This is a genomic window from Streptomyces fulvorobeus, from assembly GCF_013167895.1.
Taxonomy (GTDB): Bacteria; Actinomycetota; Actinomycetes; order Streptomycetales; family Streptomycetaceae; genus Streptomyces; species Streptomyces fulvorobeus.
In genome coordinates this window covers 5,422,797-5,435,673 of sequence record NZ_BLWC01000001.1, presented here as the reverse complement: position 1 = coordinate 5,435,673, position 12,877 = coordinate 5,422,797, and the positions used below count along the sequence as shown (strand labels likewise).

Sequence of the window (12,877 nt, the reverse complement as noted above, 5' to 3'; positions counted from 1 at the left end):
GAGAAGCAGTCATGACGCGACTCGCCCAGACCGCCGGTCTGACCGACATCCAGCAGGAAATCCTCTCGACCGTGCGGGATTTCGTCGACAAGGAGATCATTCCGGTCGCGACCGGGCTGGAGCACCGCGACGAGTACCCGACGGAGATCGTCGAGGGTCTCAAGGAACTCGGCCTGTTCGGGCTGATGATCCCCGAGGAGTACGGGGGCCTGGGTGAGTCGCTTCTCACATACGCGCTGTGCGTGGAGGAGATCGCGCGCGGCTGGATGAGCGTCTCGGGAATCATCAACACGCATTTCATCGTGGCGTACATGCTCAAGCAGCACGGAACCCAGGAGCAGAAGGACACGTTCCTTCCGCGCATGGCGCTGGGCGAGGTCCGGGGCGCGTTCTCGATGTCCGAGCCGGCGCTCGGCTCGGACGTCTCCGCGATCACCTCCAAGGGCGTACGGGACGGCGACGAGTACGTCCTCGACGGCCAGAAGATGTGGCTGACGAACGGCGGCACCGCCAACCTGGTCGCGGTCCTGTGCCGCAGTGACGAAGGCCACCCCGAGGGCACGGCCCCGCACAAGTCGATGACGGCCTTCCTCGTGGAGAAGGAGCCGGGCTTCGGCGAGGTCCGGCCGGGCCTGACCATCCCGGGGAAGATCGACAAGATGGGCTACAAGGGCGTCGATACGACCGAACTCATCATGGACGGCCTACGTATTCCGGCCAATCGTGTACTCGGCGGCGCCACCGGCCGGGGCTTCTACCAGATGATGGACGGCGTGGAGGTCGGCCGGGTCAATGTGGCCGCACGTGGCTGTGGGGTGGCACAGCGTGCTTTTGAGCTGGGTGTTTCGTACGCCCAGCAGCGCCAGACGTTCGGAAAGCCGATCGCCCAGCACCAGGCCATCCAGTTCAAACTGGCCGAAATGGCCACCAAGGTCGAAGCCGCTCATGCGATGATGGTGAATGCGGCACGTAAAAAGGACTCCGGGGAACGAAACGACCTGGAGGCAGGGATGGCGAAGTACCTCGCCTCCGAGTACTGCAAGGAAGTCGTCGAGGACGCCTTCCGTATCCATGGCGGTTACGGCTTCTCCAAGGAGTACGAGATCGAGCGCCTCTACCGGGAGGCGCCGATGCTGCTGATCGGCGAAGGTACCGCCGAGATCCAGAAAATGATCATCGGGCGCCGACTCCTGGAGGAGTACCGGTTGCAGGGCTGATGTCCCTTTCGGGGTGATTTTGCCGCGAAGAACATCACACCCTGTGATCCTGGGCCGGTGCCCGTGGGCGGTTCGACTCGACTGCTGGCTTGCCCAGTTGTGGCCCGCAACCGATAGCATCGCCGGAAAAGCCGCCGTCCCCCGTTGCCTGCGCGGCATCATCCGCTACGAAGGTCATCCATGCCCGACAGCCATACCTCCGCATCACGCGGCGGCGTCCGCATCGCCCGCGGAGCTTCGCCGTGGCTCCTGCCGACCCTCGCCACCGCGGCTCTCAGCCTCTCCCGGGCGCGCACGTCCGGGCGCTGGGCCGCAGTGGCCGTGCCCACCACCGCGCTCGCGGCGGGCATGCTCTGGTTCTTCCGCGACCCCGAGCGCGAGATCACCGAGGGCCGGGTCATCTCCCCGGCCGACGGCGTGGTGCAGAGCATCATGCCGTGGAAGGACGGGCGCACCCGCGTCGCGATCTTCATGAGCCCGCTGAACGTGCACGTCAACCGCGCACCGCTGGCGGGCACGGTGACATCCGTCGAGCACATCCCGGGCGGGTTCGTTCCGGCGTTCAACAAGGAGAGCGAGAACAACGAGCGCGTTGTCTGGCACTTCGACACCGAGCTCGGTGACATCGAGATGGTGCAGATCGCGGGAGCGGTCGCCCGTCGTATCGTTCCGTACCTCCCGCAGGGCACGAAGGTCGAGCAGGGCGAACGTATCGGCCTGATCCGCTTCGGCTCGCGTGTGGACATCTACCTTCCGGAAGGTATCGATGTCGCGGTCGAGGTCGGCCAGGCCACCACCGCGGGGGTGACTCGAATTGACCGTGATTGATCCTGATGCCCAAGCCGACTGGGTTCCCGAGGCGGCCGATGAGGACGACGTCGAGGACATGCCTCTGTCGATGAGGCTGTCGATAGCGGACACCCTCACGCTGGGTAACGCCACGTGCGGATTCATGGCGGTGTACTTCACCACCACAGGCATCCTCATCCCGCACCTCACGGGCAGCAACGAGAGCGGCATGGCGCGGAACTCCGCCGCCACCGCCGTGATCCTCATGCTGCTGGCGGCGATCTTCGACCTCTGCGACGGGCTGGTGGCGCGCAAGCTGCGCTCCTCGCCGATGGGCGCGGAGCTGGACAACCTCTCCGACCTGATCAGCTTCGGACTCGCTCCGGCGTACTTCGTGCTGGTCTACGGCATGGTCGCGGACGACGCCCAGCAGCGGGTTTCGGCGCTGGCGGCGATCGTGGTGCTGCTGGCGGTGGTCCTGCGGCTGGCGAGATTCTCCTGCGTGACCCTGAAGGACGGCATGTTCCAGGGCATGCCGAGCCCCTTCGGGGCGCTCACGGTCGTCTCGATCGTGCTCCTGGAGCTGCCCTTCGTGCCAACGCTGCTCGCCATCGTCGGCGTGGCGTGGCTGATGGTCAGCCGGGTCGAGTACCCCAAGCCGCGGGGCGTGCTCGCGGTGGCGATGCTCGGCTGGATCGTGGCCGCGATGGGACTCCTCGCCGCTTGGGCCTTCGACGCCCCGGGCGGTCAGCTGCTCCTCCAGACGGGCTGCGCGCTGCAGGTCGTGATGGGCGCGGTGATCCCGCTGTTCGCGACGGCACGCCGGGTGAACACCTTCCGTGGCAACCGGCGCGAGGCGCGCGCGGCTCAGCTGCCGTAGCTCCTGACGCGGCTCACGCACGACGACGCATACAGAGGGGCCCGGACACCTCCCCAGGTGTCCGGGCCCCTCTGCGTGCCGTGTGCGGGGTGCGCGGGTGGCAGGTGTGCAGGCGCCCGGGCGGCCTCCAGGGCCGCTGGGGCGGGGCAGGGCGGGGGCGGGGCCTCCCGGGCCGTGGAGCGGCCCCTCGCGCCGCTCCACGGCCCGGGAGGCCGCGCGGCGGGCGGGAACGGCTGAACGGGCCCGGCCGGTGGGCCGGGCCCGTTCAGGGGCCGCGCGGTCAGCGCTTCAGCGCCTCGGGTCCGTTCCCGGCTACTTCACCGTGAACGATTCGGCGGCCGGGGCCGCCGCCGCCGGGCGGACCACCTTCAGCCCGCCGGGGGCCGCGGCGTCCGGCTTCATGATGGCGCTCTGGCGCGTGGAGGGCGCCGCCGGGTCCGAGAAGTCGTGCGTGATCCCGAAGCCGTGGTCGTACGCGGTGAGGGTGAGCAGCGCCTTGTCGACGCCCTCGCGGGTGAGTTCCTTGGCCTCGCACGCCTTCTTCAGCGCCTCGCCGTAGACGGACGCCGCCGAGTATCCCGCGACGACGCCGTTGTCGAGGCCGTCCTTGGGGTACTGGGCCGCGTACTCCTTGGCGAGCTTCGCCGGGCCGGCGGCCGGGTCGCCGATCGGCAGGGTGGAGGAGGCGATGTAGTAGTCCTTGAGCAGGGCCGGGCCCGCCTGGGTCTTGAGGAGCTGCGGGGCGAACGCCGAGTTGTTGCCGATGACCGGGACGTCGAAGCCGGTGGCCGCCGCCACACCGACCAGGGAGGCCGCCTGGCGCGGGCCGGCGCTGATGACGACGGCCTTGACGCCCGCCTGCTTGAGCGCGGAGACCTGGGCCGTCATGTCGTTGTCCGTCGGCTTGATCTTCTGCTCGACGATGGTGAGGCCCGCCTGCTCGGCCGCGTACTCCGAGCCGGTCAGGGCGTTCTCGCCGTAGTCGCCCTCGAAGTAGACGTGACCGACCTTGTCGCCTTCGGCGATGCGCTTCTCGGCGAGCAGGTAGTCGATCATGTTGATCGTCTCGACGTCGTAGGTGGCGCCGATGACGCGGACGTACTCGGAGCCGAGCAGGTTCGCCGACCACGCCTGCGGCAGGACGAGGCCCTTGTCCTGCGTGTCGATGCGCTGCTCGACTGCCGCGACGAACGGGGAACCGATGAACTGGGTGAAGCCCAGCACGTCGGGTTCCAGTTCGGTGTAGGCGGCGATGGCCTTCTGCGGGTCGTAACCGTGGTCGCGGACCGTCAGCGCGACCTTGCGGTCACAGATGCCGCCCGCGGCGTTGGTCTGCTTCGCCCACAGCTGCTGGGCCTGGGTGACGCTCTTGCCGAGCGAGGCGTAGACGCCCGTCATGTCGGTCAGGGCGCCGAGCGTGATGGTCGAGGCGCTGACTCCCTCGCCGGTCTTCACTCCGCTCTTGTCCTGCTTGTCGCCGCTGTTGTCCGCGGCCTTTCCGCTGCAACCCACGAGCGTGAGGGTGAGGGCCGCGCATACGGCCGGGATCACTCGCAGTTTCATTTCTTCTCCCCTGGTTTCTTCAGACGCGTCAGGCCGCCGGGCAGGAACAGGACCACCGCGACCACCGCGGCGCCGTACAGGTAGCGCGATGCCTCACCCGGTGCGAGACCGCCCGTACCCGGGGCGGAGACCAGGGGGAGGGAGTCGCTGTAGTGGGTGAGCACCTGCGGCATCAGCGAGACGAAGGCGGCGCCGACGACGGCTCCCGCGACGCTGCCGAGCCCGCCGATGACGATCATGGCGAGGTACTCGAGGGACAGGATCATGCCGAAGTACTCCGGCACGGTCCGCTGGAAGACCAGCGCGAGCAGGACGCCCGCGAGACCCGCGTACATCGAGGAGAGGACGAAGACACCGGCCCGGTAGCGGGCCACCGGTACGCCCATCACTCCCGCGGCGATCCGGTGGTCACGGATCGCGTTGAGCGCCCGCCCCGGCCTGCCGCGCAGCACCCCGCGGGCGAAGAGCCCGCTGAGGAGGAGTGCGAGCAGCGCCACGTACCAGAGTTTCTCGGAGGACTGGAAGGGGACGGCAGCGACGAGGACCTCGGTGTCGTCGAAGGTGAACCCGAAGACCGAGAGCGGCGGCACCGGGCGGCCGTTGAAGCCGCCGGTGAGGGAGCCCGCGTTGAACAGCACGTGCTGGCCGATGAAGATCAGGGCGAGCGTGGCGATGCCGAGGTAGGCGCCCCGCAGCCGGCCGGCGATGGGGCTGAAGACTCCGCCGGCCACGCCCGCGAGGAGCACGGCGAGGATCGCCGCGAGCCAGGTGGGCAGGCCGAGGCCGGTGAGCGCGTGTCCGTTCTCGGTGCTGCTCTCCCCCGCCAGAACGCAGTAGCTGTACGCCCCCACGGCGAGGAAGAAGGCGTGTCCCATGGAGAGCTGGCCGGTGGCGCCGGTGAGCAGGTTGATGCCGATGGCGCCGATCGCGGCGGCCATCGCGAAGAGTCCCGCCTGGAGCCAGAAGCGGTCCAGGTAGAACGGGAACGCGAGGAGCAGGACAGAGCCGACGAGCCAGAGGTACGTACGGGGCCGGCGCAGCCGTTCGAGGGCGCCGGCCGGCGCGGGCGTCTTCTCCGGCGGGGTCCCGGGGGCCGCCGTGGCGGTTTCGACGGTGTCAGACACGGGCGAGCTCCTTCGTGCCGAAGAGTCCCGCCGGCCGGACGAGCAGGACGATCACCATCACCAGGTAGGGCGCGAGGTCCCCGATGCCGCGTCCCAGGAAGGACAGGTCGCTCTGGTAGCCGGTGGCCAGTGATTCGGTGACGCCGACGATGAGTCCGCCGGCCAGCGCGCCCGTCGTCGAGTCCAGGCCGCCGAGGATCGCGGCGGGGAACGCCTTGAGCGCGGCGAGCGAGGTGGCGCGTTCGAGTCCCGGCGTCGGGAACACCGTCAGGAAGAGCGCGGCGACGGCGGCGAGGGCTCCCGCGACCGCCCAGGCGGAGAGGGAGACCCGGCCGAGCTTGATGCCCATGAGCGCCGCGGTCTGCGGGTTCTCGGCCGCGGCCCGCATGGACACGCCCCAGGAGGTGAACCGGAACGCCAGCAGGAACACCGTGATGAGGAGTCCCGCGACGAGGAACGCGGCGATGCGCGTCTCGGCGAGCGTGACGCCGCCGATGGTGACGACGTCATCGCCCCACGGGTCGCCGAGCGCCATGACGTCGGTGCCCATGCGCCGGGTGAGTTCGGTGACGAGGATGATGTCCACGCCGATGGTGACGATGGCCAGGACGCTGTGGTCGCTGCCCCGGTAGCGGCGCATGACGAAGAACTCGACTCCGGCGCCGACGACCGCGGCGCCCGCGATGCCGACGCCGAGCGCCGGCCAGAAGCCGATGTCGTCGTGGAGCACGGCGGTGACGTACCCGCCGGCCAGCAGCAGGGAGGCGTGCGCGAAGTTGACGACCTCGGTGGCCTTGAAGATGACGACGAAGCCGAGCGCGATCAGCGCGTAGACCGAGCCGATGGACAGGCCGCCGAGGAGGAGTTCGATGAAGGTGGTCATTCCTGTGCCCCCAAGTAGGCCCGGACGACGGCCGGGTCGTTCTGGACCTCGGCCGGTGTGCCGCCCGCGATCCTGCGTCCGAAGTCGAGTACGGTCACCGCGTCCGCGAGCCGCATCACCACCCCCATGTCGTGCTCGACCAGCACGATGGAGATGCCGAGGCTGTCGCGTACACCGGCGACCACGGCCGCCACGCGCCGCCGTTCGTCGGCGGTCATTCCGGCGACGGGCTCGTCCAGGAGCAGGACCTGCGGTTCCATGCACAGGGCGCGGCCGAGCTCGACGAGCTTCTGCTTCCCGTACGGGAGGGCGCCCGCCGGGTGGTCCAGCTCCTTCTCCAGACCGATGAACTCGGCGATCTCCCGCACCCGTTGGAGGTGGCGCCTGGCCTCGCGCGCGGCCGAGGGCAGCCACAGTCCGGTGGACACGAACCCCGAGCGCGTGAGGCGGTGCCTGCCGAGCAGCATGCTCTCGGCGACCGTGGCGTGCGGCGGCAGCGCGAGATTCTGGAAGGTGCGGGCCACACCGAGTGCGGCGATCCGGTGCGGGGCCCGGCCGGTCAGTTCGGTGTCGCCGAGGTGCACGGTGCCGGAGGTCGCCCGGTAGACGCCGGAGAGCACGTTGAAGCAGGTCGACTTGCCTGCCCCGTTGGGGCCGATGACGGCGTGGACGCTGCCCGGTTCGACGGTGAACGAGACGGCGTCGAGGGCGGTGAGCCCGGCGAACCGTACGGTCACGTCCCGGACGGCGAGCGCGGCCGGTGCCGTCGTGGGCGCGGTGGTGGCGGGTGCGGTCCTCACGCGGACCACCTGCTCAGGGTGCGGGGGGCCCGGCCGGCCCGGTCCGCGTCCTCGGCCGCCGTCTCGTCGACGACGCCCAGGTAGCGGCGGCGTACCTCGTCGGAGGCGGCGAGTTCACCGGCCGGCCCTTCGAGTGCGACCTCGCCGACGTCCAGGACGTACGCCGTCGTGGCGAGCCGCAGGGCGATGGAGGCGTTCTGTTCGACGAGCATCACCGAGGTACCGGCCGCGTTGATCTCCTGCACGGTCTCGGCGATCTTCTGCGCCATCAGCGGCGCGAGGCCGAGTGACGGTTCGTCGAGCAGCAGCAGCCGGGGACCGGCCATCAGCGCCCGTCCCATGGCCAGCATCTGCTGCTCGCCGCCGGACAGCAGTCCGGCCCGCTGGTGCGCGCGCTGGGCGAGCACCGGGAACAGTTCGTGTACGCGGGTCAGCGCGGCCGCCACGGCTTTGCGCCCGCCGCGGGCTCCGAGCGCGCCCGCCCGCAGGTTGTCGGCCACCGTCATCCGGGCGAACACCTGCCGCCCCTCCGGCACCTGGACCACTCCCGCTGCCACCACCTGGGCGGGCCCCAGCCCCTCAAGGGCCTGGCCGTCGAAGCGGATGGTGCCAGTGCCCGTCCCGCGGTGGAAGCCGAGGGTCCGCGATACGGCCCGCAGCAGCGTGGTCTTGCCGGCGCCGTTGCCACCGAGTACGGCGGTGATCGCGCCGGCCGGCACGTCGACGGAGACGTCGCGCAGGGCCCGTACCGGGCCGTAGCCCACGGACAGTGCGCGGATCTCTAGCGTTGCCATGCGTCCTCCTCCTTCCGCCTTGTCGTTCTTGCTCGTCGTCTTGTCTTTGTCTCGTCTTGCTCTTGTCGTGTGGTGCGTCGCGCTGTCATGCGTGTGGTGCCACAGACCAGCACCGGGCGGGCCGTGCGTCCACGCCGTTCGGCCCAGACGATGCGGGTGACCAGCGAGCGAAGGGCGCGGTTGTGCACGCGCACAGAGGGGCGCCGTGCGCTGGTGCCCCGCCCCGGCCGGTGGCATCCTCACCAGCCATGAGCGGCCGCAGAGCCCGACGTGTCCGCGGAACGGGGAGCAGACCATGCAGCGGCGCAGTGACGAGCGGGTCCGGGCACTGCTCGACGCGCTGCTGGAGGGCCGGGTGTCGCCTGGCCTCGCGGAGCGGGTGGCCGGAGGGCTGGGGCTGCCGGAGCGCGGGCGGTACGCGGTGGCGGTGCTGCGCCGCGCCGGTCGTCACGAGCCGGTGCGGGCGGCCCTGGACGTGGGCGGCATGCGGTTCTGGTGGCGGACGCGGGCGGAGCGCGAGATAGCCGTGGTCGCTCTGGGTGACCGGGGTCCGGCCGAGCTGGCCGAGGTGCTCACGGCCCGGTGCTGCGGGCCCGGCGGGATCAGTCCGGTGGTGGAAGGGCTGGCCGAACTGGACCGGGCCCGGCGGCTGGCCGAGGCGGCGCTGCTGACGTGCGTGGCGGGCTCGACGCGGATCGTGCGTCTGGAGGAGCGGCTGACGACGGCGCTGCTGGTGAGTCAGCCGGAGCTCTCGGCCCGGCTGGTCACGGAGGTGTTCGGGCCGCTGCTGACGCTGGAACCGGCGGAGCGGGCCCTGCTCGTGGAGACGCTGGACGCGTGGCTGGAGTGCGGTGGGTCGGCGGGGCGGGCGGCGGGGCGGCTGTTCTGCCACCGGAACACGGTGTTCAACCGCTTGCGGCGGTTGGAGGCGCTCACCTCACGGTCGTTGTCGCGCCCGCGCGAGCTGATCGAGATGACGCTGGCGCTGGACGCGTTCCGCCTGACGGCGGCGGGCAGCCCGGCCGGACGGGCTTGACCGGCCACTTCAAGCCCGTCCGGCGATTGAGGAGCGGGGGTGCGGGGGCGGAGCCCGTGCCGTGGGGCTCCGCCCCCGCTCCTCGTCTCGTCTCGTCTCGTCAGGTCAGTTCAGGTCAGGTCAGGTCAGGTCAGGAAGTCGTGGCCGATCGACTCCGCCACCCGTTCCAGCAATGGTCCCGCCTGCGCCATGCACACCTCCGGGTCCGGTTCCAGCTCCGTCAGGGCGTAGGCGCGGCGGATGCCCGCCCGGCCCAGGGCCTCCGGGGGGAGTGCGAGGCGTCCGCACACGGCGACCACCTCCACGCCCGCCGCGCGCGCCGCCGCCGCGACACCCGCCGGGGCCTTGCCGTGCAGGGTCTGCTCGTCGAGCGAGCCCTCCCCCGTGATGACGAGCGTGGCCCGCGCCAGCGCGGGCGCGAAGCCGAGGACGTCGAGCATGACCTCGATGCCGGGCCGGAAGCGGGCCCCGAGCGCCACCAGGGCGCCGTACCCGATGCCACCCGCTGCCCCCGCGCCGGGCAGCGCCGCGTGCTCGGGGCCGAGGACCGACGCGTAGTGGGCGAGGGCCGCGTCGAGGTGCGCGATGTCGTCCTCGGTCGCTCCCTTCTGCCGCCCGTACACCTCGGGTGCGCCCTTGGGCCCGGTCAGCGGGTTGTCCACGTCGCTGGCCAGGATCAGGTCGATCTCCGCGAGGCGCGGGTCGAGCCCGGAGAGATCGGCCTCGGCCAGCTCCGCCAGGGCGCCGCCGCCGGGACCGAGGGGCTTGCCGTCCGCGTCGAGGAAGCGCGCGCCCAGCGCGGCGAGCATGCCCGCGCCGCCGTCCGTGGTCGCGCTGCCGCCGACCCCGAACACGATGGTGCGGGCGCCCGCGTCGAGCGCGGCCTGCAGCAGTTCGCCGGAGCCGTACGTCGTCGCCGTCAGCGGGGCGAACACCCCGTCCGGGAGCTGCTGGAGGCCGGACGCCTCCGCCATCTCCACCACCGCGGTGGTCCCGCGCAGCGCGTACGCCGCCGTGACCGCCTCCCCGAGGGGCCCGGTCACCCGCGCCTCCCTGCGCTCGAATCCGGCGGCCACGGCCGCCGCCACCGTGCCGTCGCCCCCGTCCGCGACGGGCAGGGTCTCGACCCGCACGTCCGGGACGGCGCGCCGCAGCCCGGCCGTCACCCGCTCCGCGACCTGTACGGCCGTGAGCGAGCCTTTGAACTTGTCCGCCGCGACGAGCACGCGGGCGGTCTTGATCACTGCTCCGTCCGTCACCTTGCATCCCTTGCTTTCGAACAGGCAGTCGCGCCGCCCCGACCCTATCCGCACCACCCCTGATCTGCCCATGGCTGTCCAGCGACCGGGTTCCGCGCCGCACTACGCTGCCCCGGTGACCACCACTGACTACGCCACGTACATCGCGGGCCTCCCCCGCGTCCTGGCCGCCGCCGCCTCCCTGTTCCGCGACGACCGCGGACGCGTCCTCCTCGTGGAGCCCAACTACCGGGCGGGCTGGGCCCTGCCGGGCGGCACGGTGGAGTCGGACACGGGCGAGAGTCCGCGGCAGGCCGCGCGCCGCGAGACGGCGGAGGAGATCGGCCTGGACCTGGAGCCCGGGCGGCTGCTGGCCGTCGACTGGGCACGCGGCAGTGCGCGCCCGCCGATCGCCGCGTACCTCTACGACGGGGGCGTACTGACGGAGGCGCAGCTCGCGACGGTCCGGCTCCAGGAGGAGGAGCTCCTGTCCTGGGCACTCGTCGAGCCCGCGGAGACCGGCCGCCGCCTGCCCGGCCCGCTCGGCCTGCGGGTGGCGGCGGCCCTGGCGGTGCTGGACTCCGGGGCGGGCACGGTGGAGCTGGAGGACGGCAGGCCCGTCACCGGCTGAAGCGGGGTCTCAGCGGCCGGGGCGCTCCAGCTCCGCCTGTACGCGGCGCGACGGCTGGAACACGTACAGGTCGAGGATGTCGGGCGCGTCCGCCAGGCCGGGACCGCCCCCGGCGACCCACGTGGCGATGTCGGCCACCGCGTCAGGATCGTTGACCAGCCCGAGCCAGACCGGCCGGCCGCCCGCTCTGCGGCCCTCGGACGAGGGTTGTACGACGATGACGTTGCCGTGCTCGCAGGCGTCCAGGCACTCCACGGCACGCACCGTTGCGGCCCCGCCCGCCGTCTCCTTGAGCCGGCGCAGCTGTCCGGCGTGGTCGACGCCGGGGATCTTCTCCGTTCCGCAGCAGCAGCCCCGGCAGACGCTGACGGTGGGGCGGGGCGTGCCCGGTTCGGGGGCGGCCTTGCGGGAGCGGCGGCTCATGGGGGAACACTTCCGGTCGAGGCGCGGACGATCACGGTGGGACTGTACCGAGCCGTCCCCCGTGTCGAACAGCTGATCCCCACTGCCGGCCGGATCGGGTATCGTTGACGGCTGCGAAGGGGAGTAGCCCCGCAAACCGGTCGTCGACACGCTGGAGCCCCCGGGTTCCCGGTGGCCGGGCTCGTAGACCGTTACGGGTGGGCGAGACCTTCGGTCAGGTATGACGCGCCCGCGCTCCGCGGGCGCCGACGTCATGCCGGGCCGAGTGGTCCTCCGGAAGCCCGAGTGGCGCTTCGTGAAGATCCGGGGCCCGGTTCCCACAGAAAGCCACCCGGCATGCATCTCGACCCCCTGGCGATCCTCACCGCCTTCGGGCTGATCTTCCTCGCGGAGCTCCCCGACAAGACGATGTTCGCTTCGCTGGCCATGGGCACGCGTATGCGCCCGCTCCACGTCTGGTTCGGCACGTCCTCCGCGTTCCTCGTGCACGTCGCCATCGCCGTCGGCGCGGGCGGGCTGATCGGTCTGCTGCCCGACTGGACGGTCGAGCTGGTCTCGGCCCTGCTCTTCGCCTTCGGCGCGTTCATGCTGCTGCGCGGCGGGGGCGGCGACGGGGACGAGGACACCGGCGGCAAAACCGTGACCGGCTTCTGGCCGGTCTGGTCGACGGCCTTCATGGCGGTCTTCATCAGCGAGTGGGGCGACCTCACCCAGATCACCACCGCCAACCTCGCGGCGGGCAACGGCCCCTGGCCGACAGCGGTCGGAGCGGCCGCCGCGTTGATGTCCGTCTCGGCGCTGGCGCTCCTGGCGGGTCGTTTCATCGCCAGGCGGGTGCCGCTGAGGACGGTGCAGCGGATCGGCGGGATCTGCATGCTGGGGCTCGCGGTCTGGTCGGCCGTGGAGATCTTCACCGGCTGAGCACCGGCTGAGCGGCACCCCGGGAGGCTTCTCCCAGGGGCCCCGGGCAGGGATCAGAAGAGGGCCGGTGTGTCGGCCCCCCTTCCGCTCTCGAAGGCCAGCAGCCGCTGCTTGCGGTCGAGTCCGCCGCCGTATCCGGTGAGGCCGCCGGACGCTCCGATGACCCGGTGGCACGGGACGATGATGCCGATGGGGTTCTTGCCGTTGGCGAGGCCAACGGCGCGGGAGGCGCTGGGGTTGCCGAGGAGGTCGGCCAGCTCTCCGTACGAGCGGGTCTCGCCGTACGGGATACGGTTCAGCTCGGCCCAGACGGCGCGCTGGAACGGGGTGCCGGCCAGCGTCATCGGGAGGTCGAAGGTGCGCAGCTCGCCCGCGAAGTAGGCGTCCAGCTGCTCGGTGACCGGCCCGAAGGGCCGGGGGTCGGGTGTGCCGAAGCTCTCCTGCGGCGGACGGTGGCGCTGGCCGACCATGTAGAGGCCGGCCAGGACTCCGTCCGTGGCGACGAGGGTGAGCGGCCCGTAGGGGCTGTCGACGACCGTGTGCTGTCTGGTCGCGAAGTGTGTCGCTGTCATGGGGGT

At 71.4% G+C, this 12,877-nt stretch carries 14 protein-coding genes; 6 read left to right on the top strand and 8 right to left on the bottom strand.

Features of this window, described 5'->3' with window-relative positions:
• The first annotated feature begins 11 nt into the window (after positions 1-11).
• From Sfulv_RS24460 to pssA, 3 genes are all read left to right on the top strand, one after another.
• Positions 12-1,217, top strand: coding sequence for an acyl-CoA dehydrogenase family protein (locus tag Sfulv_RS24460; RefSeq protein WP_173316658.1), 1,206 nt, complete (start codon positions 12-14; stop codon positions 1,215-1,217).
• A 180-nt stretch (positions 1,218-1,397) separates the two neighbouring features.
• Positions 1,398-2,045, top strand: a complete 648-nt coding sequence (locus Sfulv_RS24455) for a phosphatidylserine decarboxylase (RefSeq protein WP_173316657.1) — start codon at positions 1,398-1,400, stop codon at positions 2,043-2,045.
• Positions 2,032-2,886: a CDP-diacylglycerol--serine O-phosphatidyltransferase gene (gene pssA / locus Sfulv_RS24450; protein WP_173316656.1), complete on the top strand. Its 855-nt coding sequence runs from the start codon at positions 2,032-2,034 to the stop codon at positions 2,884-2,886. The genes Sfulv_RS24455 and pssA overlap by 14 nt, the downstream gene beginning before the upstream one ends.
• A gap of 312 nt (positions 2,887-3,198) precedes the next feature.
• Here the strand turns inward: pssA and Sfulv_RS24445 are convergent, their stop codons facing one another.
• From Sfulv_RS24445 to Sfulv_RS24425, 5 genes are read right to left on the bottom strand one after another with little or no spacing between them, the layout of a single operon-like run.
• Complete coding sequence (locus Sfulv_RS24445) at positions 3,199-4,449, bottom strand: ABC transporter substrate-binding protein (RefSeq protein WP_173316655.1); 1,251 nt, start codon at positions 4,447-4,449, stop codon at positions 3,199-3,201.
• Entirely contained in the window at positions 4,446-5,573 is a 1,128-nt protein-coding gene (locus tag Sfulv_RS24440; RefSeq protein WP_371874703.1) for a branched-chain amino acid ABC transporter permease, read from the bottom strand. Before Sfulv_RS24440 ends, Sfulv_RS24445 begins: the two co-directional genes overlap by 4 nt.
• Complete coding sequence (locus tag Sfulv_RS24435) at positions 5,566-6,456, bottom strand: branched-chain amino acid ABC transporter permease (RefSeq protein WP_173316654.1); 891 nt, start codon at positions 6,454-6,456, stop codon at positions 5,566-5,568. Before Sfulv_RS24435 ends, Sfulv_RS24440 begins: the two co-directional genes overlap by 8 nt.
• A complete protein-coding gene (locus Sfulv_RS24430) occupies positions 6,453-7,265 on the bottom strand; it encodes an ABC transporter ATP-binding protein (protein WP_173316653.1) in 813 nt (270 codons plus the stop codon). Before Sfulv_RS24430 ends, Sfulv_RS24435 begins: the two co-directional genes overlap by 4 nt.
• Positions 7,253-8,050, bottom strand: a complete 798-nt coding sequence (locus Sfulv_RS24425; RefSeq protein ID WP_173316652.1) for an ABC transporter ATP-binding protein — start codon at positions 8,048-8,050, stop codon at positions 7,253-7,255. The genes Sfulv_RS24430 and Sfulv_RS24425 overlap by 13 nt, the downstream gene beginning before the upstream one ends.
• A gap of 295 nt (positions 8,051-8,345) precedes the next feature.
• Between Sfulv_RS24425 and Sfulv_RS24420 the strand changes: the two genes are divergently transcribed.
• A complete protein-coding gene (locus Sfulv_RS24420; RefSeq protein WP_173316651.1) occupies positions 8,346-9,086 on the top strand; it encodes a PucR family transcriptional regulator in 741 nt (246 codons plus the stop codon).
• Between the two features lie 125 nt (positions 9,087-9,211).
• On the opposite strand, the gene Sfulv_RS24415 is transcribed toward Sfulv_RS24420, so the two are convergent.
• The gene (locus tag Sfulv_RS24415; protein WP_173318189.1) at positions 9,212-10,327 is read right to left on the bottom strand and encodes a glycerate kinase; all 1,116 of its coding nucleotides are present in this window, start codon (positions 10,325-10,327) and stop codon (positions 9,212-9,214) included.
• Between the two features lie 133 nt (positions 10,328-10,460).
• Here Sfulv_RS24415 and Sfulv_RS24410 point away from each other — a divergent pair, with 133 nt between their 5' ends.
• Entirely contained in the window at positions 10,461-10,955 is a 495-nt protein-coding gene (locus Sfulv_RS24410; RefSeq protein ID WP_173316650.1) for an NUDIX domain-containing protein, read from the top strand.
• Positions 10,956-10,964: 9 nt separating this feature from the next.
• Here Sfulv_RS24410 and Sfulv_RS24405 read toward each other — a convergent pair whose 3' ends face one another.
• On the bottom strand, positions 10,965-11,378 hold the full coding sequence (locus tag Sfulv_RS24405) for a (2Fe-2S) ferredoxin domain-containing protein (RefSeq protein WP_173316649.1): 414 nt from the start codon (positions 11,376-11,378) through the stop codon (positions 10,965-10,967).
• Positions 11,379-11,714: 336 nt separating this feature from the next.
• Between Sfulv_RS24405 and Sfulv_RS24400 the strand changes: the two genes are divergently transcribed.
• Positions 11,715-12,299, top strand: coding sequence for a TMEM165/GDT1 family protein (locus tag Sfulv_RS24400; protein ID WP_173316648.1), 585 nt, complete (start codon positions 11,715-11,717; stop codon positions 12,297-12,299).
• Positions 12,300-12,352: 53 nt separating this feature from the next.
• Here the strand turns inward: Sfulv_RS24400 and Sfulv_RS24395 are convergent, their stop codons facing one another.
• Positions 12,353-12,871, bottom strand: a complete 519-nt coding sequence (locus Sfulv_RS24395) for a methylated-DNA--[protein]-cysteine S-methyltransferase (protein ID WP_173316647.1) — start codon at positions 12,869-12,871, stop codon at positions 12,353-12,355.
• Positions 12,872-12,877: the final 6 nt, after the last annotated feature.

Excerpts from the sequence above, each read along its gene's own strand:
- Sfulv_RS24400 (WP_173316648.1), top strand. The coding sequence starts at position 11,715 with ATGCATCTCGACCCCCTGGCGATCCTCACCGCCTTCGGGCTGATCTTC.
- Sfulv_RS24425 (WP_173316652.1), bottom strand. The coding sequence starts at position 8,050 with ATGGCAACGCTAGAGATCCGCGCACTGTCCGTGGGCTACGGCCCGGTA.
- Sfulv_RS24460 (WP_173316658.1), top strand. The coding sequence starts at position 12 with ATGACGCGACTCGCCCAGACCGCCGGTCTGACCGACATCCAGCAGGAA.
- Sfulv_RS24405 (WP_173316649.1), bottom strand. The coding sequence starts at position 11,378 with ATGAGCCGCCGCTCCCGCAAGGCCGCCCCCGAACCGGGCACGCCCCGC.
- Sfulv_RS24435 (WP_173316654.1), bottom strand. The coding sequence starts at position 6,456 with ATGACCACCTTCATCGAACTCCTCCTCGGCGGCCTGTCCATCGGCTCG.
- Sfulv_RS24395 (WP_173316647.1), bottom strand. The coding sequence starts at position 12,871 with ATGACAGCGACACACTTCGCGACCAGACAGCACACGGTCGTCGACAGC.
- Sfulv_RS24420 (WP_173316651.1), top strand. The coding sequence starts at position 8,346 with ATGCAGCGGCGCAGTGACGAGCGGGTCCGGGCACTGCTCGACGCGCTG.
- Sfulv_RS24455 (WP_173316657.1), top strand. The coding sequence starts at position 1,398 with ATGCCCGACAGCCATACCTCCGCATCACGCGGCGGCGTCCGCATCGCC.
- Sfulv_RS24445 (WP_173316655.1), bottom strand. The coding sequence starts at position 4,449 with ATGAAACTGCGAGTGATCCCGGCCGTATGCGCGGCCCTCACCCTCACG.